The sequence below is a fragment of the Arthrobacter sp. yr096 genome (assembly GCF_900108925.1).
In the GTDB taxonomy this organism is placed as follows: domain Bacteria; phylum Actinomycetota; class Actinomycetes; order Actinomycetales; family Micrococcaceae; genus Arthrobacter.
The window spans coordinates 58,804-77,737 of record NZ_FNYI01000011.1 but is presented as its reverse complement, the minus strand read 5'-3'; the positions used below and the strand labels follow the sequence as shown (position 1 = coordinate 77,737).

Genomic DNA, 18,934 nt, shown 5'->3' with positions numbered 1-18,934 from the left:
TCTGTGAAAATGGGGGAATGAGCACCCAGTCTCCGACGCCTCAATCACGCCCGTCCAACACCGGGCACCACACCTCGCACAACCATAGCTCGCAGGGACAGAGCCTGGACCAGGCTTTGCAGCAGGCAGGTTTCTACCCGCGGTTGGTTGCAGACGTCGTGGACGATGCACTGGATGGCAGGGAGTGCCTGTCGCACTTGGTGCACTTGGAAACGCACTTCGACCGTGCCGAGGTCCGCAGGCACATTACTGTGCTGGTTCTCACGGAGGACATGCTGGTAATAACCCACGTTGATGACCAGCAGTTGGACGAAGCCGGTGAGCAGATCGTTGCTCAGATCTCTACGGAATCTGTGCCGGTTGCCCAAATCCGCTCCGTGGTCCTCAGTTACATGTACTCGCAGCCGCAGGATTACAAGCCGTCGGATCCCGTTCGGGAACTGACGGTTTCCATCGCCTGGTCCGGCGGGCAACGGTTGGATATGGGCCCCGCCAGCTGTGGGGATCCCCAATGCGAGGCAGACCACGGCTACAGCGGAACCATCGCCCAGGAAGACATCGTCTTGCGTATCAGCGCCGAGGCGGACGGGCTGCAGGCCGTGCAGGACGCCAAGTTGTTTGCGCGTGCGCTGCGTGCTGTCAATACAGGAAATCCCGGCCCGGTCCAGCATGCAAGCATTCCCGCTCCAAGGCCTCGTTCGGGCGTCTTCAGCAACCGCCTGAGCCGCGGACACCAGCGTTGAGGGACGCTGCACAGAACCAGAACGACGCTCCAAGCGGGACAAGGCACGCTGCCGACCTCCCTTCGCCCCCTCTCTTCGGGAGCAAGTCGATCGCTGAAGTCTTCACGAGTTCCGCCGCCTCCCTGGGGATTCCAGGATTCACCAACCACCTCAGCTTGCCGTCAGCCCAGCGTGTCTGTGTGGTCCTGGCGGATGGTCTGGGCCGGAGCCTGCTGAAGCAAAAGGCCTCCCATACGCCGTTCATCCGGTCGGTTCTTGCCGGCGGGCAGAGGAGCGTGCCGCAGTGGATCGATTCGGCGTTCCCCAGCACAACGGCGGCTTCGCTCGCGAGTCTTGGCACAGGCTTGCCCGCGGGACAGCACGGCATGGTGGGATACGACGTCCTCGATCCCGCGCAGGACAAGGTAGTTAACCTCTTAGGCAACTGGGATCCGCAGGTGGACCCTGCGCAATGGCAGCCTCATGCAACAGTCTTTGAACGTCTGGCCTCCGAGCTGGACGTTGTGACCGTGAGCTTGCCCCAGTTCGGCAATTCCCCGATGACCCAGGCTGCACTGCGGGGCAGCCGCTTCGTGGGCGGCACCACTCTCCATGCGCGGACTGCCGCAGCTGCAGAAGCGATGTCCGGTGGCGGCCGGTCCTTGATGTACTTTTACGTCAACGAGCTCGACAAAGCGGGCCACCGCTACGGTTGCCAGTCGGACCGTTGGGAACACCAACTCGAAGAACTCGATTCCACGGTGAAGAGGCTCTCGGCAACGTTGCCCGCAGGAACCACCATTCTGCTGACAGGCGACCATGGAATGCTGGACGTTCCCGAATCCCAGCGGATCGACTACTCCGCTGATGAATCGCTGGTGGCCGGTGTCCGGCACACCGCGGGGGAGCCGAGGATGGTGCACCTCTACCTTGAACCGGATGCCACCGATTCCCACCGCGAATCACTCCTTGCTGCCTGGCGTCGGCGTTTCGGCGAACGGATCTGGGCTTTCAGCCGGGACGAGGCCGTGGAAGCAGGCTTGTTCGGCACGGTGCGTCCGGAGGTCGCTCCCCGGATTGGCGATGTCATGATTGCCGCCCGCGACACCCTGGCACTCTACGACACCCGCCGTGCCCGCCCGGCATCCTTGGAGGTAGTGGGCCAGCACGGTTCGCTGACGAAGGCCGAGCGTGAGGTTCCACTGCTGTGCTTCGCCGCTGCCGGCAGGAAGGGCAAACGTGGCTGAGCTGGTCTTCTTTTCAGGCACCATGGACTGCGGCAAGTCCACCTTGGCTCTCCAGATGGACCACAACCACCGTGCGCGGGGCCGGGGCGGCGTTCGTTTCAGCTGCAACGACCGGGCCGGGGATTCCACCATCTCCAGCAGGCTGGGCCTTCAAACCGACGCGGTGGAGGTGGAAGACCACACCGATTTCTGGGACGAAGTGGTGGTTCGGCGTACCAGTGGACTTCGTGTGGACTATCTCATCTGTGACGAGGCACAGTTCTACTCGCCGCCCCAAGTGGAGCAGCTGGCTCGGGTTGTTGATGAGATGGACGTTGATGTCTTCGCGTTTGGCATTACGTCCGACTTCCGTACCAGGCTGTTCCCAGGTTCGCAGCGGCTGATCGAGCTCGCCGACAGGGTGCAGGTTTTGCAGGTCGAAGCTTTGTGCTGGTGCGGACGCCGGGCAACACAGAACGCCCGCACGCTGAACGGCATCATGGTAGTGGAGGGTGAGCAAGTGATGGTGGGCGATGTCGCTCCCACGGACGATGCTCCGTTTGCGGGAGTGGTGGGTTACGAGACACTGTGCCGCCGCCATTACATGCGACGCGTCACGGCGCATGGAGCCAATTTGATGGCGGGAGCGGACCAACCGCTTCCCTTCGACATTGACGCCTGCCTCTGGCCCGGCGCGGGCGAACTCCACCGTCAGTAGAGCTTCGCCACGGAATTAGTCTCCGCGGGCCCCAAAGACGATCTCGTCCCAGCTGGGGATGCTGGACCTCTTGGGCCGCGACGGTTGCCGCTCCGCCGGAGCATCTGCGTCCTTGGGAGCCCCGGCATCCTCGGCGCCCTCAGCGGTGGGCTTTTCTCCGTGGTTCTCGTTGAAGGACTCGTCGCGCGGGGACTCTTCCTCGGCCCGGGGAGTGCTGCTGCCACCGAGGAGTTCGTCAAGCCCCGCCGGCTTGCGACCGGCCAGCGATGTAACGGGGCGCAGAGGACTGGCCACCACTGTGATTTCCCGCGTCTCAGTGCTGACGCCGTTATGGAGCTTGAGTGAATCGTCGTCGTCATGGGATTCGACGTGCCTCGGCGCCAGGCTCAAACGCGACAGCATGGAGGGGCGTCCGTCCTTGCGGGCGGGTTCATCGGCCTGAGGCGTGGGCTCCGGATCGGCTGCTGCCGTTTCCTGCGGATCGTCAGCAACGTCCTCGCCGGGCCGCGGGTGGGCAGCGGGTACGTTGCTGAGGAGGACAGCCAACGCGTCATCCCCGTCCTCGTCAACGCCCAGGCGCTGACCGCGCCGCGACCGGAGCATTTCCAAGAGGCTGTCCGATTCCTTGGCTGCGGCCCGCGCGGCTGTGTCGCCCTCGCTTTCAAAGTCGAAAGGCCGGTCAGAGACAGCGGCGAGCCTTCGTGCCGGAACGGGGCCATCCAAGGGCTCCAGTTCACTGAGTTGCTGAGCCCAACGGTTGGCGTTCTGGAGCGACTTGCGCTGCGGGCTGAAGGTCCACATGGCGGGAGGCTCTTCACCGATGCTGCCGTGGGTGCCGGGCACGGTTTCGAAGCGTGCGACGACGGTCCAGGAACCGTCCTGGCGGCGCCACGAATCCCACTCGACGGTGGAGGAATCTATGCCGTGGGCCGAAAGCCTGTGATCCACCATGTCGCCCAGCGTGGCCGGATTGTCGCCAAAAGCCGAACGATAGGTGTCGTGGCCAGGTACGGGAGATGCGACCTCGATGGCCCGTGCCTGCCGGGCGACGTACTCACGCTCTGCCAGGACTGGACCCTCGTACCGCTGGACGTTGGCAAGGGGAAGGCCGGAGAGCTCCGCGACTTCTGCTGCGGTGGCGCCGCTGCGGATCCTGGACTGAATGTCCCTGGGGGACATGGCGATAGGTGCATTGGAGGCGCGCGCGGCCACTTGGGCAGGGGTCCGGCTCGCCGCTGCCCTGAGGGCTTCGTCGATCGGAAGCTGGAACATCGCACCGCCCGGGCCGCTCAAGAGCAGATGCCCGCCGTCGTCGTGGACGCCTACCAGTCGTAGATCCTGCATAACACCCTCCACCACATGGCATAACTGACATTCGAAACTCTGCCACCCGGCGGGCCCTTTTCCTACTAGGAGCAAGGGCGTGCCGTGATATTCCGACGAAACCGGCCGAATGCCAGCTACTTTCGGGCAAAGATCGCGGGTATGGACTTCCGGGGTTGGGGGGAGGACAATCTGCCCGATATCGGGCACAAAACCGGGGTGCCCAACGTTGCACCCTTACACCGGCAGTAGATATATCCGCGAGACCGGGCGATCCCACCCGCAGCAGGTATGGAGGACTGAGAAGGACCATGGCCACCGATTACGATGCCCCTCGCAAAACCGAGGAAGACGCCAGCGAGGATTCCCTTGAGGAGCTCAAGACGCGCCAGTCGGGGAAGCAATCCTCTGCTGTGGACGTGGATGAGACCGAGCTTGCCGACGGCTTCGAATTGCCCGGGGCTGATCTTTCAGGAGAAGAACTCCTTATTCAGGTCATGCCGGCCCAGGCGGATGAGTTTACGTGCTTCAACTGTTTCCTGGTCAAGCACAGGTCTCAAATCGCGGCCGAGCGTAACGGCCACCTGTATTGCACTGAGTGCGAGAGCTAGGCCGCTTTTGTTGGCGGCCTTTAGCTGCGCGTGGTGGTCAGTGCCGAGACGAGTTCGTCCGGCCTGCGCGACGACGCCAGCCAATACGGCGTGCGGTCTGCGGGGTCGGTGATCTCAATCTTGACCACCGGATCAATCCAACCACGGAAGCACATGTAGGCGAGGCCATTCAGTCGGGGACCCCGTTCTGCCGTCGCCTCGGCTTTCTTGAACGCCTGGACGGTACCGACGAACTTACGGTCGATGCTCGCCCGGCCCACCCGAACGGTATCGGACGTCACAGTGATTGTTGGCGTGGAGAGAACCAACATGGTGGTCATGATGGCCAGCAGCACCAGAGCTGCGATGATGCCGGTGGCAGCGCTGATAGGGCCAAACATCAGGATGCCCGCGCCGGACAGGCCTACCACCACGATCCAGATCCACACGGAGGGCCACAGCTTTTCTGTGTACACCACCCCGGCCGAGGAGGAGTTCCGGGCAGGAGTGGGCGAAGACTGGTCAGACGTAGGCATGGGTCCAGCTTATCGGTCAGGGGAGTGCCGTTGCGTCCAGTGGGCACCGTTGTCCGCGGACCTGCCAGGGGCTGGCTTTGCTGTCCCCGTAGAATGGACCACTGTGAGCAATGAGACCGCAGTTTTCAATTCAGATGCCGCCCCCGCCACTGCGGACGGCAGCGACACCACCGCAGCTTACGGTGCACCAACCTTGGAGGTGGAGCTGAAAATGCTCGACGCCGGGCTGGAAGCCCCGTCATACGCGCACCCGGGAGACGCCGGTGCTGATCTTCGAGCCCGTGAGGACGTGCACCTTGCCCCGGGCGAGAGGAAGCTGGTTCCCACGGGCGTATCCATCGCCCTGCCCGACGGATTCGTGGCACTCATCCACCCCCGGTCGGGGCTCGCCACCAAGCATGGTCTCACCGTCGTCAACGCTCCCGGCACTGTTGACGCAGGCTACCGTGGCGAAATCGCGGTAACGCTGCTGAACACGGACCAAAACCATGCCATCGACCTCAAGCGCGGCGATAGAATTGCCCAAATGGTGATTCAGCGCGTTGAATACGCGCGGTTCGTGGCTGTTGAGCAGCTGTCCGAATCCGTTCGGGGCACCGGCGGGTTCGGGTCCACGGGCGGCTTCAATGTAACGAAGGCCTGAGCAAACTACCGAACCCGGCATGCAACGCTGACTGAATGGCTGGTGCATTGCCGTTGTTCAGCGTGGTTGCGGTTTACTTGGGGATAGACCACTACTAAGGAGAAAACCCAATGCTTTTTGGGCGCGGCAAAAAGTCCAAGGATGAGCGGTCGGAAACCGCCGGCACTGTTGAGGAATCCGGTGCTGCGGCGCAAAACCCGGAGGCCGGCGATGCAGCCGGCACGCGGGGTGACTTCCGGCTGGCCAAGGGCCCCTTGGATATTGATGAGATCGAAAGCCGTGAAGGCTATGTTGACCTCGGTGCGCTGCTGATTGCTCCGGCCGAAGGTCTCCAGCTGAGGCTCGAAGTGGAAGAGGCCACCCAGCGGGTGGTTGCCGTAACCATGGACCTCGAGGGTTCCAGCTTGCAGCTCCAGGCCTTTGCAGCTCCACGATCCGAAGGTTTGTGGGACGAGATCCGGGAACAGATCACGGAATCCGTGTCGAGCCAAGGTGGCGAGACCGAGGAGATTACCGGCTCGTTCGGCACTGAATTGGTGGCCAAGCTGCCAGCAGAAGCTGCGGATGGCAGCCGTGGGTTCCGTGCGGCCCGTTTCATGGGTGTTGACGGTCCCCGCTGGTTCCTCCGCGGTGTGCTGGGAGGGCAGGCTGCTCTTGAGCGGGAAGCCGCAGCAGGCCTGGAGGAACTCTTCCGCCGGGTTGTGGTGGTACGTGGCGACAATCCGATGCCTCCGCGCGAACTCCTGCAGCTCCGCCTCCCCAAGGACGCAGCAGTGCCCGGACAAGCCGGCGCGCCGCAGGCAGCCCCGGAAATGCAGCAGCCGGAGCGAGGGCCGGAGATCACCCAGATTGGCTGACACTTCGGGCATCAGCGGAGGAGCCGGCCAAGAGCACCAGAGTCAGGGCGTAAGGGATCTGCCGGGCCGGGGCAGGGCGGTATGCACAGGGTTCATCGAATCCGTGACTCACCAGCCGCCCAGCGAACAACCGTTCTTCTCCGCTGTAGTGGTTGATGCCTTGCGGCCCGGCACCCAACCAGGTGCCGGGGCCGGGGGAGCCAGAAAGCCCTTTGACCGCCTCCGCGTGATCTGGCTGGGCAGGACCCGCGTTCCGGGTATCGAGGCGGGGGTGCAGCTTCGCCTCGAGGGCATGGTGACCCAGCTCGACGGCCTTCCGGCCATGTTCAATCCACGCTACGAAATACTTTCCCGTCAGGAGCACCTATAACCGTGGCCAACGGATCAGAACCAAAGGACACCGGGCGTGTGACGCCCAACAGTGATGAGTCACCGTTGACTGTTCCGGCGAAATCCACCGCGGACGGACCCAGCATGTCGGATCTTGCTGCCGGTTATGCCGAGAAGGCGGGCCTTCACAGGAACAGTGCCGGCCACGTGGACATGCTCAAATCGGCAGGTGGAGTGCAGGGCATCGCCGAGAGCATTGTCCCGGGCCTGGTGTTCCTGGTGGCATTCACCGTCACCCGCGATCTGACGCCTGCCCTCATCGCTGCTTTGGTTGCTGCCGCGGTTTTCACTGTGGTCAGGCTCATCCAACGCCGCCCCTTGACGCAGGCGCTGGCCGGCGTGGTGGGCGTTGGCATTTCTGCCTGGTTGGCGAACACCACCGGCAAGGCCGAGGATTTCTATGTGCTGGGCTTCTTCACCAACATGGCCTACATCGCTGCCATGGTGCTCTCCATCGCCCTTAAATGGCCTGTCGCCGGACTGCTCTTTGGGTTCGTGCGCAACGAGGGACTTGAGTGGCGAAAGGACCCGGAAAGGCTCCGGGCCTACAAATTGGGTACGTGGATCGTGGTGGCAGTGCTTGGATTGCGCCTGGTGGTGCAGGTGCCCCTGTATTTCATGGGCGAGCCTGGACTCACAGCACTGGCTACCACCAGGTTGCTGATGGGGGCCCCGCTCTACATTCTGGGCCTCTGGGTGGCTTGGCTGGTCACCAAGCCGGCCCCTCAGCCGTCGAAGCCGTCGTCCTCAGCAGACTGATCGGCAACGTCCGGAACACTCTCGCGGGTTTCGTTCCCGTCATCGGACGCTGGTGACAACAGGGCCCGCAGGCCGTCCTCCGCCGCAATGGTGGTGACGAAGAAGAGCTCGTCACCGCCGTCCAGGACGTCATCACGGGTGGGCGTGATGGGAGCCTGGTCCCGCAGAATGGCAACCAAGGTGGCGTCCTCCGGCCAGTCGATCCCGCCCACGGTGCTGCCGATGACGTGTGAGTCATGCGGAACGGTGAACTCCACTATGGATGCCACACCCGTCTGCAGGGTCAGCAGGCGCACAATGTCACCGATCTCAACGGCCTCTTCCACGAGCGCCGTCATGAGCTGTGGTGTGTTGACGGCAACATCGACACCCCAGGAATCGTTGAACATCCAGTCGTTTTTGGGGTTGTTGACGCGTCCAACTGTGCGCCCCACTCCGAACTCCGTCTTGGCGAGCAGCGACACCACCAAGTTCACTTTGTCGTCACCAGTGGCGGAAACCACGACGTCGGCATCCTCAAGTTTTGCGTCCTGGAGGGTGCTGAGTTCGCAGGCATCTCCCACCAACCAGCGGGCACCCCGCAGCCCGCTGCGTCCGATGACCTCGGGCTTCAGATCGATCAGCAGGATCTGGTGCTTGTGGGCAAGAAGCTCACGGGCAATGGACGAGCCCACGCTGCCTGCTCCGACGATGACAACTTTCACTAAGACTCCTTGGCGGGTGCTTTGGCGAGGATTCGGCTGATCTCGGACGATCGCTCCAGGCTCAACATGGCATGAACGGTGTCGCCCTCCTGATAGGCGGTGCCCTCTTCCGGGAGCAGGCCCTCGCCGAACCGTGTGAGAAACGCGATGCGGATACCGGAAGCCGCCTCGATGGAATGCAGGCTGTGTCCGATCCAGCCCTCATGCAGGTCCACTTCGGCCAACACAAGGCGGCCTGATGGCTCGCGGTAGTCGCCGGCCAAATGTTGCTCAGGAAGAATCCGGCGGAGAACCTGGTCAGCACTCCAGCGCACCGCCGCAACAGTGGGGATACCGAGGCGCTGGTAGATTTCGGCGCGGCCGGGATCGTAAATGCGTGCCACCACGTGGGCAACGTGGAATGTCTCGCGCGCTACACGGGTGGCCAGGATGTTCGAGTTGTCTCCACTGGAGACGGCGGCGAAAGCGTACGCCTCTTCCACACCGGCCTGCTTGAGGGTGTCCCGGTCAAATCCGACGCCGGTGACCTTGCGTCCGGTAAAGGTGTTGCGCAACCGGCGGAACGCCCGCTCGTCCTGGTCGATGATGGCGACCGAATGGCCTGCATCCTCCAAAGTGTGTGCCAAGGTTGCGCCAACACGGCCGCAACCCATGATCACGAAGTGAGCCACCATGTCTCCTTTTGTCTGTCGTCCGTCCCGCTCGGTATGACTTTACCTTTGCGGCCGGGGTAAGCCTGCGACAACCGTCATGACATCGCTGGGGATTCAGAGTAGCTTTGCGGAGTGCTGACAATTCTGAATGCTGCGAAGCGCGTATTGGTGGGTAGGCCGGTCCGGAACGACCGCCTGTCCCATACCTTGTTGCCCAAGCGCATCGCCCTGCCGATCTTTGCTTCGGACGCCCTTTCCTCAGTGGCCTATGCCCCGGACGAAATCTTACTGACACTCGCCCTCGCCGGAGTGAGCGCTGTGGCATTCTCCCCGTTGGTGGGCCTTGCCGTCATGGTGGTCTTGCTCACAGTGGTGGCTTCCTACCGTCAGAACGTCCACGCCTACCCGTCAGGCGGCGGTGACTACGAAATTGCCAACGTCAACCTGGGCAAATATGCCGGTCTGACTGTAGCGTCCGCCCTGCTGGTGGACTATGTCCTCACCGTCGCAGTGTCGATGTCCTCGGCCGCCACCTACCTCACCACCGCCATCCCGTCCCTTCATGGACAACAGGCGTTGATCGCTACGGTGGGCGTCATCATCCTTGCCCTGGTCAACCTTCGGGGTGTTAAAGAAGCCGGGACGGTTTTCGCAATCCCCACGTACATCTTTATGGCGTCCATCCTGGGCATGACCGGCGTGGGCATTTTCCAGGCGATCACAGGAACCCTGGGGGAGGCGCCTTCCGCGAACTTCACCATTGTGCCGGAGCCTGGATTTGATGAGGGCCTGGTAGGGTTGGCGGGCGCATTCCTGCTTCTCCGGGCCTTTTCCTCGGGTGCCGCTGCCTTGACCGGTGTTGAAGCCATCAGTAACGGCGTGCCCAATTTCCAGAAGCCGAAGAGCAAGAATGCAGCCACCACGTTGCTGCTGCTCGGAGTTATTGCCGCATCGATGCTCGCCGGAATTCTCTATCTGGCCAACGCTACAAAAGTGCACATCGTCCTGGACCCGGCGCGGGAGTTCCTGGTGGACGGCAAGCCGCTTCCGGAGGGGTACATCCAGACTCCTGCCATCAGCCAGATAGCCGACACCATCTTTGGGTCCGGCTCCATCCTCTTTTATGTGGTGGTTGCTGCCACCGGCGTCATCCTGGTGTTCGCCTCCAACACTGCCTTCAATGGCTTCCCGGTGCTTGGCTCCATCCTCGCCCAGGACGGCTACCTTCCCCGCCAACTGCGCACGCGGGGCGACAGGCTGGCCTTCAGCAACGGCGTCCTGGCATTGGCGGCTGGTGCACTGGTCCTGATCCTGTCGTTCAACGCCGATGTAACCAAGCTGATCCAGCTCTACATCGTGGGCGTTTTCATTTCGTTTACGGCCAGCCAGCTCGGAATGATCCGCCACTGGGGGCGCGAATTGAAATTGGCCAAGGACAAGGCTGTCCGCCGGCGCATCTTCAAATCGCGCACCATCAACATGTTGGGCTTCGGCATGACGGCACTGGTCCTGGTCATCGTCCTGATCACCAAATTCGAGCAGGGTGCCTGGATCGCCCTGCTGGCGATGTTCGTTCTTTTCCTCATCATGTGGAGCATCCGCGCCCACTATGACAATGTGGCCAGGGAACTGGCGGTGGATGAGGACTCATCTCCCCGTGCGCTGCCAACCCGCGTCCACGCCGTGCTCCTTGTTTCACACGTCCGCAAGCCGGTGTTGAGGGCGCTGGCCTATGCGCGGGCATCGCGTCCTTCCCGCCTGGATGCGGTGACAGTTGACATCAACTCCGAGGAGACAGAACACACCGTCAGGGACTGGGAGAAACTGGAGATTCCGGTTCCCCTTACCGTATTGGCCAGTCCCTACCGCGAGACCGTAACTCCCATCATGGACTACATCAAGAACATGCGCCGTGACTCACCGCGGGACCTGATCGTGGTCTACATCCCCGAGTATGTGGTGGGCAAATGGTGGGAACAGCTGGTCCACAACCAGACAGCACTCAGAATCAAGACGAGGCTCCACTTTGAACCTGGAGTCATGGTTGCCAGCGTTCCGTGGCAGCTGAAGTCGTCCGAAGAAGCAAAGGCACTGCAGGATACCCAATGACCCCCCACAACAATTCCCCGCTCGCCGAACCCAGCAGCCTTCAGGGCACTCCCGGCACTGACCTCGTGGTCGACGTTGGCCCGATCGCCCATGGCGGACACTTCGTGGCACGGCACGAAGGCCGAGTCATCTTCGTTCGGCACGCCATCCCGGGGGAGAAGGTCCGCATCCGGTTGACCGACTCCGGTGAGTCGTCACGCTTCTGGCGTGCCGACGTCGTCGAGGTCCTGGAAGGCTCGCCCGACCGCATCCCACACTTCTGGAAGCCTGCAGACTCCCTGGGGTCCTGGAGCCGTGGCGGGCCGCCTGTTGGCGGTGCCGAGCTCGGACACATTTCGCTGCAGAGGCAACGCTCGTTGAAGGCCGAGGTACTGGCGGAACAACTTCAGCGTCTGGCGGGGCTCCAGCGCACCACCGAGGTGGAGGCAGTGGGTGACAACCACGACGACGGACTCGGCTGGCGTACGCGCGCCAGCTTTGCAGTGACCTCCAAGGGTCGGTTGGGCATGCACGCACACCGCTCCGATGTGGTGCTTCCCATCAAGGAGATGCCGTTGGCTCTCCCGGGGTTGAATGAACTCAAACTGTGGGACCTGGACCTTTCGGGAATCGCGCGCGTCGAGGTTGCTGTGCCTGCCAACGGTTCTAGGCCCTTGATTCTCCTGGCTCCGGAAGAGTCGACGAGTCCCAAGAGGCTGCACAGCATCCTTTCGCAATTGCCGCACGACGTCTCCGTGGCGAGCTTTGACCCTTCGAAGGGCGAGGTCCTGCAATTGCGGGGTAGGACGTGGGTGCAGGAGACTGCTGCCGGCCATGAGTATCGCGTCACCGGCGAAGGGTTCTGGCAGATCCACAAGGACGCGCCGGACACACTGGTGGGCGCTGTAACGGACTATCTTTCGGGCGGTGGGTACTTGCAGCCGGGTGCTGCCGTCGCCGACCTCTACGCCGGTGCAGGCCTGTTTACGGCACCCCTGGCCGACGCCGTAGGGGTTACCGGCTCGGTTCTTTCTGTGGAAGGAGCGCCTGGCACCAGCCGGGACGCCCGCAAGAACCTTCATGGCGAACCCCAGGTGGAAATCGTCCAGGGGCGTGTGGAACGCGTACTCCACCAGAGGCCGCGAAACTTCGACTCTTTGGTCCTGGACCCACCACGCGCCGGAGCAGGCAAGGCAGTGGTCAAGCAGATGATGGCCGCCGGACCCCGCGCAATTGCCTATGTGTCCTGCGATCCAGCCTCGTTTGCCCGTGATCTGGGTTACTTCCAGCAGGGTGGGTGGCGGCTGGAGTCCCTGCGGGCTTTCGATCTGTACCCCAACACGCATCACCTTGAAACGGTGGGCCTCATAGTCCCTGCCTCATAGCCCAGGTATCGCCCGCCCGCTGGAAAGGGGCGGGCGGGCCCGGCTTGGGGCGACGCCTGCCCCTCCTGCGATATATGCCACTACGATGGGGCGTAGTAGTCCCGCTCCGCAGGAATCATCGTCGCGGTCCGGGATGACCAAGAGAGATGCCGCCCGGCTAAGTAAGGTCCGCCTAACTGGCTAGCGGCCAACCACGCGACAAAGATGAAACTGTTGCGAGAGGAGTCCTGCCATGAGCACTGTGGACAGCTTCGGTTCCAAAGGCGTACTGAATGTAGCCGGCACCGATTATGAAATTTTCCGGTTGAACTCCGTAGAAGGCGCAGACAGCCTTCCGTTCAGCCTTAAGGTATTGCTTGAAAACCTCCTGCGGACTGAGGATGGCGCCAATATTACGGCGGACCATGTCCGCGCCCTGGCCGGTTGGGATCCCAATGCGGAGCCCGACACGGAAATCCAGTTCACCCCGGCACGAGTCATCATGCAGGACTTCACTGGCGTTCCCTGCGTCGTTGACCTCGCCACCATGCGCGAAGCTGTCAAGGAACTTGGCGGCGACCCCAAGCGCGTCAACCCGTTGGCGCCGGCAGAAATGGTCATCGACCACTCCGTCCAGATCGACGCCTTCGGTAACTCCGGCGCACTGGAGCGCAACATGGAGATCGAGTACCAGCGCAATGGTGAGCGCTATCAGTTCCTTCGCTGGGGCCAGACCGCATTCGATGACTTCAAGGTTGTTCCCCCGGGAACCGGCATCGTCCACCAGGTCAACATCGAGTACCTGGCGCGCACCGTCATGACCCGTGAGGTAGACGGCGTTGTCCGCGCATACCCTGACACCTGTGTTGGCACCGACTCGCACACCACCATGGTCAACGGCCTGGGCATCCTGGGCTGGGGCGTTGGCGGAATTGAAGCCGAGGCAGCAATGCTCGGCCAGCCTGTTTCCATGCTGATTCCCCGCGTTGTCGGCTTCAAGCTCAACGGCAGCATCCCGGCCGGCGCCACCGCCACGGACGTGGTCCTCACCATCACCGAAATGCTGCGTAAGCACGGTGTGGTTGGCAAGTTCGTGGAGTTCTACGGTGAGGGTGTCGCGGCTGTGCCGCTGGCCAACCGCGCCACCATCGGCAACATGAGCCCGGAATTCGGTTCCACCGCTGCCATGTTCCCGATCGATGACGTCACACTTGACTACCTGCGCCTGACCGGCCGTTCCGAGGAAAATGTCGCCCTTGTGGAGGCATACACCAAGGAACAGGGTCTCTGGCACGATCCCTCCCGTGAACTGCGCTTCTCCGAGTTCCTGGAACTGGACCTTTCCACGGTTGTTCCGTCCATCTCCGGCCCGAAGCGTCCGCAGGACCGCATCGAGCTCACGGATGCAAAGGAACAGTTCCGCAAGGACATCCACAACTACGTCTCCATCGAAGACGGCAGCGTGGACGAATCCCTGGACGAGTCCTTCCCCGCTTCCGATTCACCGTCCTTCACGCACGCCGATTCGCACACCACGGAGACGAGCCGGGTTGTATCGGCCGCCAACGGTGCGAACGGCCGTCCGTCGTCGCCCGTCAAGGTAACCACCGCTGACGGCCGCGAGTTTGAGCTGGACCACGGTGCTGTGTCGATCGCGTCGATCACGTCCTGCACCAACACGTCCAACCCGTCGGTGATGTTGGCTGCAGCTCTCCTGGCACGCAATGCCGTGGATAAGGGCCTCACCTCCAAGCCGTGGGTCAAGACCTCCGTGGCCCCGGGCTCGAAGGTCGTCACAGACTACTACGAGAAGTCCGGCCTTACCCCCTACCTGGAGAAGCTCGGCTTCTACATCGTGGGCTATGGCTGCGCCACCTGCATCGGTAACTCCGGCCCGCTTGAGCCGGAAATTTCCGAGGCAATCCAGGCCAACGACCTCTCCGTCACCGCAGTCCTTTCGGGTAACCGCAACTTCGAGGGCCGCATCAACCCGGACGTCAAGATGAACTACCTGGCTTCGCCGCCGCTGGTCATCGCCTACGCCCTGGCCGGTTCCATGGACTTCGACTTCGATACCGATGCCCTGGGCACGGACTCCGAAGGCAACGAGGTCTTCCTCAAGGACATTTGGCCGAACCCCACGGAGGTGCAGGAAGTCATCGACTCCTCCATCGACGAAGCCATGTTCGCCAAGGGTTACGAGGGCGTCTTCGACGGCGATGACCGCTGGAAGGCACTCGACACCCCTGCAGGCGATACCTTCGCCTGGGCCGAGGATTCCACCTACGTTCGGAAGCCCCCGTACTTTGAGGGCATGAAGGCGCAGCCGGACCCTGTCAAGGACATTGCCGGCGCCCGCGTGCTCCTGAAGCTTGGCGACTCCGTCACCACGGACCACATCTCCCCGGCAGGCTCCTTCAAGTCGGATACCCCCGCGGGCCAGTACCTCCTGGCCAACGGTGTGGAGCGCAAGGACTTCAACTCCTACGGCTCACGCCGTGGCAACCACGAAGTCATGATCCGCGGTACGTTCGCCAACATCCGCATCAAGAACCAGCTCCTGGACGGCGTGGAGGGTGGCTTCACCCGCGACTTCAGCCAGGAAGGCGCACCGCAGGCCTACGTCTACGATGCCGCCCAGAACTACCAGGCAGCCGGCACCCCGCTGGTAGTCCTGGCAGGCAAAGAGTACGGTTCCGGTTCCTCCCGTGACTGGGCAGCCAAGGGTACTGCTCTCCTGGGTGTCAAGGCCGTCGTCGCCGAAAGCTACGAGCGCATCCACCGCTCCAACCTGATTGGCATGGGCGTCCTTCCGCTGCAGTTCCCCGCAGGTGAGTCCGCAGCCACGCTGGGCCTCACCGGTACGGAGACGTTCGCTGTTGAAGGCGTCACCGAGCTGAACAACGGCACCACGCCGAAGACGCTCAAGGTGACGGCCACGGCTGAGGACGGCACTGCCAAGTCCTTCGACGCCGTTCTGCGCATCGATACCCCGGGTGAAGCGGATTACTACCGCAACGGTGGCATCCTGCAGTACGTTCTGCGCCAGATCTCCGCATAGCGAAGCAGCTGGATTCCAGCTGACTCCGTTTGCCAGACAGCCCCGGCTGGTCGCCTGACCAGCCGGGGCTGTTGGCGTCCGGGGATTTGCCGCTGCCGGATCGCGGGAGTGGGAAACGCGCGCGCCTCGGGCACGCGCTAAAGTTAACAAGCACGTCATTCACCCTAAGGAGGGCCGTTGGGACTTTTGGAAACCGTCAAGGATCCACAGGACCTGGCCAAACTGTCCAGCACAGAGCTGGAAGAACTGGCCGGAGAAATCAGGGCATTCCTGATCACCAACGTAGCCGCGACGGGTGGTCACCTCGGCCCGAATCTTGGCGTCGTTGAACTCACGCTTGCCGTCCACCGCAGCTTTGAGTCGCCACGGGACAGCATCGTGTTCGACACCGGGCACCAGTCCTATGTGCACAAACTCCTCACAGGGCGCCAGGACTTCAGCACGCTCCGCCAGCAAGGCGGACTCTCCGGATATCCGGACCGGGCTGAATCGGAGCATGACATTGTGGAGAGTTCACATGCTTCCTCGTCGCTGTCCTGGGCTGACGGAATCTCCCGCGCCCGTCAGCTCACCGGCGAAGGTGACCGGTTCGTCGTCGCGGTTGTTGGTGACGGTGCGCTGACCGGTGGCATGACGTGGGAAGCCATTAACAACATTGCCGCTGACAAGCGGCGTCGCGTGGTGATCGTGGTCAATGACAACGGGCGTTCCTATGCCCCTACCGTCGGCGGTTTTGCCGACTACCTCGCGTCGCTCCGGCCCACCATCGACTCCCTGCGGACGGCTCCGGCCTACGAGGGAATGCTGGACTGGTGGAAGAAGAAGCTCCAGAATGGCGGTCCGGCCGGTCAGTTCACCTACAAGAGCCTCCACGCCATGAAAAAGGGCATCAAGGACTGGTGGGCTCCCCAGGGCATGTTTGAGGACCTGGGTATGAAATACATCGGCCCGGTGGACGGGCACAACCTCCAGGCCATGGAACATGCACTCAGCACGGCCAAGGCCTATGGTGGTCCGGTTATTGTGCACGCCATGACGGAGAAGGGCCATGGCTACGCTCCGGCACTGGCCAACGAAGCAGACCAGTTCCACGCCGTGGGCATCATCGACCCCGAAACGGGCGAGTCCACGGAGATGCCAGGTGCCAGGTCCTGGACATCGGTGTTCGCCGAGGAAATTGCCGACATTGCTGATGATCGCCCCGACATCGTGGGCATCACCGGCGCCATGCTTATTCCCGTCGGGCTGCACAAGTTCGCAGAGCGTCATCCGGAGCGTGTCATCGATGTTGGTATCGCAGAGCAACACGCCCTCACGTCCGCTGCGGGCATGGCCTTCGGTGGGCTCCACCCTGTGGTGGCGGTCTACGCCACGTTCCTGAACAGGGCCTTCGACCAGCTCCTCATGGATGTGGCCTTGCACAAGGCCGGTGTCACCATCGTCCTGGACCGTGCCGGCGTCACCGGTCCGGACGGCCCCAGCCATCACGGTATGTGGGACATGGCCATGGTCCAGATCGTGCCTGGCCTGCATTTGGCAGCCCCACGCGATGCCACCCGGCTCCGCGAGGAACTGCGCGAGGCCGTGGCCATCAACGATGCTCCCACCGTGGTGCGCTTCTCCAAGGGCAGCGTCGGCTCAGAGGTGGACGCCATCGAGCGGCTCCACGACGGCGTGGACATCCTGGCACGGCGACCTGAAGGTTCCACTGAGAACGACGTCCTGATTGTCAGCGTCGGTGCCATGTCCGAGCTCGCCTTGGATGTGGCGGGCCGTTTGGGCGCACAAGGCATCAGTTCAACAGTGGTGGACCCGCGGTGGGTCCTCCCTGTCCGGAAATCGATCATTGCCCTGGCCGCACGCCACCGTCTGGTGATCTGCATCGAGGATGGTGTCCGGGCCGGCGGCGTCGGTTCCCGGATCCGGCAGGAAATGCGCGCCGCGGGCGTTGATACCGCGCTGAACGAAGTCGGCCTGCCTGTCGAGTTCCTGGTCCACGGCTCCCGCAGCCAGGTCCTGGAGCGGGTTGGACTGACCGCCCAGAAAATAACTCACGACGTCGTAGCCCAGGTTTTGGGTACAAAGGTCCCCTTTGCCAGGCCCCTGCCGGGCCAGGAGCACCCCACCACCGGCAGTCTGCCCACGTTGTGAGTGCCGGTCGCGGACCGGGCGACTTGCAGCCCGGCGATCTTGTGGTGTCGAGAAACAGGAAATGGAACGGGACTGCACACTGGGTGGTGCCCGGTACCTATCTTGGCGAAGACATCCATGGTTGGTGGATCTTCCAAGGCGCGGGGGAGTTCTGTTCCCGTCCAGGGGCGGCCTTCTACACGGCCTCAGATGCCATCCTGCTGGTCCCGCGCGCGGGTGAGTTCGTTGCCACGTTCTACGACGATTCGTATCCCGGCGACTTCAGGATCTATGTTGATCTCGCCACAGAGCATGCATGGAAGTCCATCAGACCAGGCGTCACAGAGTTCCACATGATCGACATGGACCTGGACGTTATCCGCTCCACCCAGCGCGGGGTGTTTGTTGATGACGAAGACGAGTTTGAAGAACACCAGGTGGCCATGGGCTATCCCCAGGCGATGGTGGACAGTATGCGGGCAGAATGTGCAGCCCTTTTCGAGGCAGTGGACACAATGACAGCACCATTCGACATCACCGGCACCAACAGCACCAGCGCCGAGTGGTTCAGGAAAGGACGGGCATGAGCGGCATCATCCGTACGTACAAGCGGGACGAGGACGAGGTTCTTCATTTCCGGGAAGCCTGGTACGACGACGAAGATCAGCAATTCGTGATCAATTACGGCGTCGTTGGGCACCAAAGCACAACAGACGAAACAAGCGTCGAGGATGACTCATCGGTGGAAGGACTCATGGTTGCCTTTGCCGCACAGTGTGAAGAAGACGGATATGCGGAAATCCCGGAGTCAGATCAGTTCTGGGTGGTGGCGCAGATCGCCCTCAAGACCAAGGACGGAACCGAGCGCGACCGGCACCTGGAGCGCAAAGCAAAAGCTGCGCTGACCGGCGAATTGGCGTGGCGGGGCCTGGGGATCGTGGACCGTTCGGAGATCGGGAACGGGCACCTGAATATCTTCTGCCTCTGCCCGGACGTCAACAAGGCTGTGAACGCCATCAAGATCTGCGTTCGTGGCGAGGATCTGGACTTTACCAAACTCACAGTCGCAGCAGCACCCCATGGTGAGCCCACGGCGTTCAAGGTGAAGCACTCGCCCAAGCAGGGTGTGGGCTTTACTCTCTAAGTAGCACCCATCACGCCCAGGAGGGA

At 62.5% G+C, this 18,934-nt stretch carries 18 protein-coding genes; 14 read left to right on the top strand and 4 right to left on the bottom strand.

The window, feature by feature from the left end; genetic code table 11:
- Positions 1 to 17: 17 nt before the first annotated feature.
- Genes BMY91_RS20905 through BMY91_RS20895 form a run of 3 tightly spaced genes read left to right on the top strand, consistent with a single transcriptional unit; the run spans position 18 to position 2,666 of the window.
- Positions 18 to 743: a DUF5998 family protein gene (locus tag BMY91_RS20905; protein ID WP_090825446.1), complete on the top strand. Its 726-nt coding sequence runs from the start codon at positions 18 to 20 to the stop codon at positions 741 to 743.
- Positions 740 to 1,969, top strand: coding sequence for an alkaline phosphatase family protein (locus tag BMY91_RS20900; protein WP_090825444.1), 1,230 nt, complete (start codon positions 740 to 742; stop codon positions 1,967 to 1,969). Before BMY91_RS20905 ends, BMY91_RS20900 begins: the two co-directional genes overlap by 4 nt.
- On the top strand, positions 1,962 to 2,666 hold the full coding sequence (locus tag BMY91_RS20895; RefSeq protein WP_090825442.1) for a thymidine kinase: 705 nt from the start codon (positions 1,962 to 1,964) through the stop codon (positions 2,664 to 2,666). The genes BMY91_RS20900 and BMY91_RS20895 overlap by 8 nt, the downstream gene beginning before the upstream one ends.
- 15 nt (positions 2,667 to 2,681) lie before the next feature.
- Here BMY91_RS20895 and sepH read toward each other — a convergent pair whose 3' ends face one another.
- A complete protein-coding gene (gene sepH, locus BMY91_RS20890; protein WP_090825441.1) occupies positions 2,682 to 4,010 on the bottom strand; it encodes a septation protein SepH in 1,329 nt (442 codons plus the stop codon).
- Positions 4,011 to 4,300: 290 nt separating this feature from the next.
- On the opposite strand from sepH, the gene BMY91_RS20885 reads away from it, so the two are divergent.
- Positions 4,301 to 4,600: a DUF4193 domain-containing protein gene (locus BMY91_RS20885; RefSeq protein WP_090825439.1), complete on the top strand. Its 300-nt coding sequence runs from the start codon at positions 4,301 to 4,303 to the stop codon at positions 4,598 to 4,600.
- Positions 4,601 to 4,620: 20 nt separating this feature from the next.
- Here BMY91_RS20885 and BMY91_RS20880 read toward each other — a convergent pair whose 3' ends face one another.
- Positions 4,621 to 5,115 carry a DUF3093 domain-containing protein gene (locus BMY91_RS20880; protein WP_090825437.1) on the bottom strand — a complete coding sequence of 165 codons (495 nt, stop codon included), beginning with the start codon at positions 5,113 to 5,115 and terminating at the stop codon, positions 4,621 to 4,623.
- A 103-nt stretch (positions 5,116 to 5,218) separates the two neighbouring features.
- On the opposite strand from BMY91_RS20880, the gene dut reads away from it, so the two are divergent.
- The 4 genes from dut (at position 5,219) to BMY91_RS20860 (ending at position 7,764) form a co-directional block, all read left to right on the top strand.
- Positions 5,219 to 5,758 (top strand): dUTP diphosphatase, encoded by a 540-nt coding sequence (dut, locus tag BMY91_RS20875; RefSeq protein WP_090825435.1) that lies wholly within the window; start codon positions 5,219 to 5,221, stop codon positions 5,756 to 5,758.
- Between the two features lie 110 nt (positions 5,759 to 5,868).
- A complete protein-coding gene (locus tag BMY91_RS20870; protein ID WP_090825433.1) occupies positions 5,869 to 6,615 on the top strand; it encodes a DUF3710 domain-containing protein in 747 nt (248 codons plus the stop codon).
- Between the two features lie 103 nt (positions 6,616 to 6,718).
- A complete protein-coding gene (locus tag BMY91_RS20865) occupies positions 6,719 to 6,985 on the top strand; it encodes a hypothetical protein (RefSeq protein ID WP_090825502.1) in 267 nt (88 codons plus the stop codon).
- Entirely contained in the window at positions 6,982 to 7,764 is a 783-nt protein-coding gene (locus BMY91_RS20860) for a DUF3159 domain-containing protein (RefSeq protein ID WP_090825431.1), read from the top strand. The genes BMY91_RS20865 and BMY91_RS20860 overlap by 4 nt, the downstream gene beginning before the upstream one ends.
- On the opposite strand, the gene BMY91_RS20855 is transcribed toward BMY91_RS20860, so the two are convergent.
- Complete coding sequence (locus BMY91_RS20855; protein WP_090825429.1) at positions 7,731 to 8,468, bottom strand: potassium channel family protein; 738 nt, start codon at positions 8,466 to 8,468, stop codon at positions 7,731 to 7,733. The genes BMY91_RS20860 and BMY91_RS20855 overlap by 34 nt on opposite strands.
- Positions 8,468 to 9,139, bottom strand: a complete 672-nt coding sequence (locus BMY91_RS20850; protein ID WP_090825500.1) for a potassium channel family protein — start codon at positions 9,137 to 9,139, stop codon at positions 8,468 to 8,470. The genes BMY91_RS20855 and BMY91_RS20850 overlap by 1 nt, the downstream gene beginning before the upstream one ends.
- Before the next feature lie 114 nt (positions 9,140 to 9,253).
- Between BMY91_RS20850 and BMY91_RS20845 the strand changes: the two genes are divergently transcribed.
- The 6 genes from BMY91_RS20845 to BMY91_RS20820 all read left to right on the top strand — a co-directional run bounded on the left by BMY91_RS20845 (position 9,254) and on the right by BMY91_RS20820 (position 18,908).
- Entirely contained in the window at positions 9,254 to 11,230 is a 1,977-nt protein-coding gene (locus BMY91_RS20845; RefSeq protein WP_090825427.1) for an APC family permease, read from the top strand.
- The gene (locus BMY91_RS20840) at positions 11,227 to 12,594 is read left to right on the top strand and encodes a class I SAM-dependent RNA methyltransferase (protein WP_090825425.1); all 1,368 of its coding nucleotides are present in this window, start codon (positions 11,227 to 11,229) and stop codon (positions 12,592 to 12,594) included. The genes BMY91_RS20845 and BMY91_RS20840 overlap by 4 nt, the downstream gene beginning before the upstream one ends.
- A 232-nt stretch (positions 12,595 to 12,826) precedes the next feature.
- Complete coding sequence (acnA, locus tag BMY91_RS20835) at positions 12,827 to 15,634, top strand: aconitate hydratase AcnA (protein ID WP_090825423.1); 2,808 nt, start codon at positions 12,827 to 12,829, stop codon at positions 15,632 to 15,634.
- Between the two features lie 177 nt (positions 15,635 to 15,811).
- Entirely contained in the window at positions 15,812 to 17,785 is a 1,974-nt protein-coding gene (dxs, locus tag BMY91_RS20830) for a 1-deoxy-D-xylulose-5-phosphate synthase (RefSeq protein WP_090825421.1), read from the top strand.
- Complete coding sequence (locus tag BMY91_RS20825) at positions 17,782 to 18,351, top strand: DUF402 domain-containing protein (protein WP_090825420.1); 570 nt, start codon at positions 17,782 to 17,784, stop codon at positions 18,349 to 18,351. The genes dxs and BMY91_RS20825 overlap by 4 nt, the downstream gene beginning before the upstream one ends.
- Positions 18,348 to 18,908 carry a hypothetical protein gene (locus tag BMY91_RS20820; protein ID WP_090825418.1) on the top strand — a complete coding sequence of 187 codons (561 nt, stop codon included), beginning with the start codon at positions 18,348 to 18,350 and terminating at the stop codon, positions 18,906 to 18,908. Before BMY91_RS20825 ends, BMY91_RS20820 begins: the two co-directional genes overlap by 4 nt.
- Positions 18,909 to 18,934: the final 26 nt, after the last annotated feature.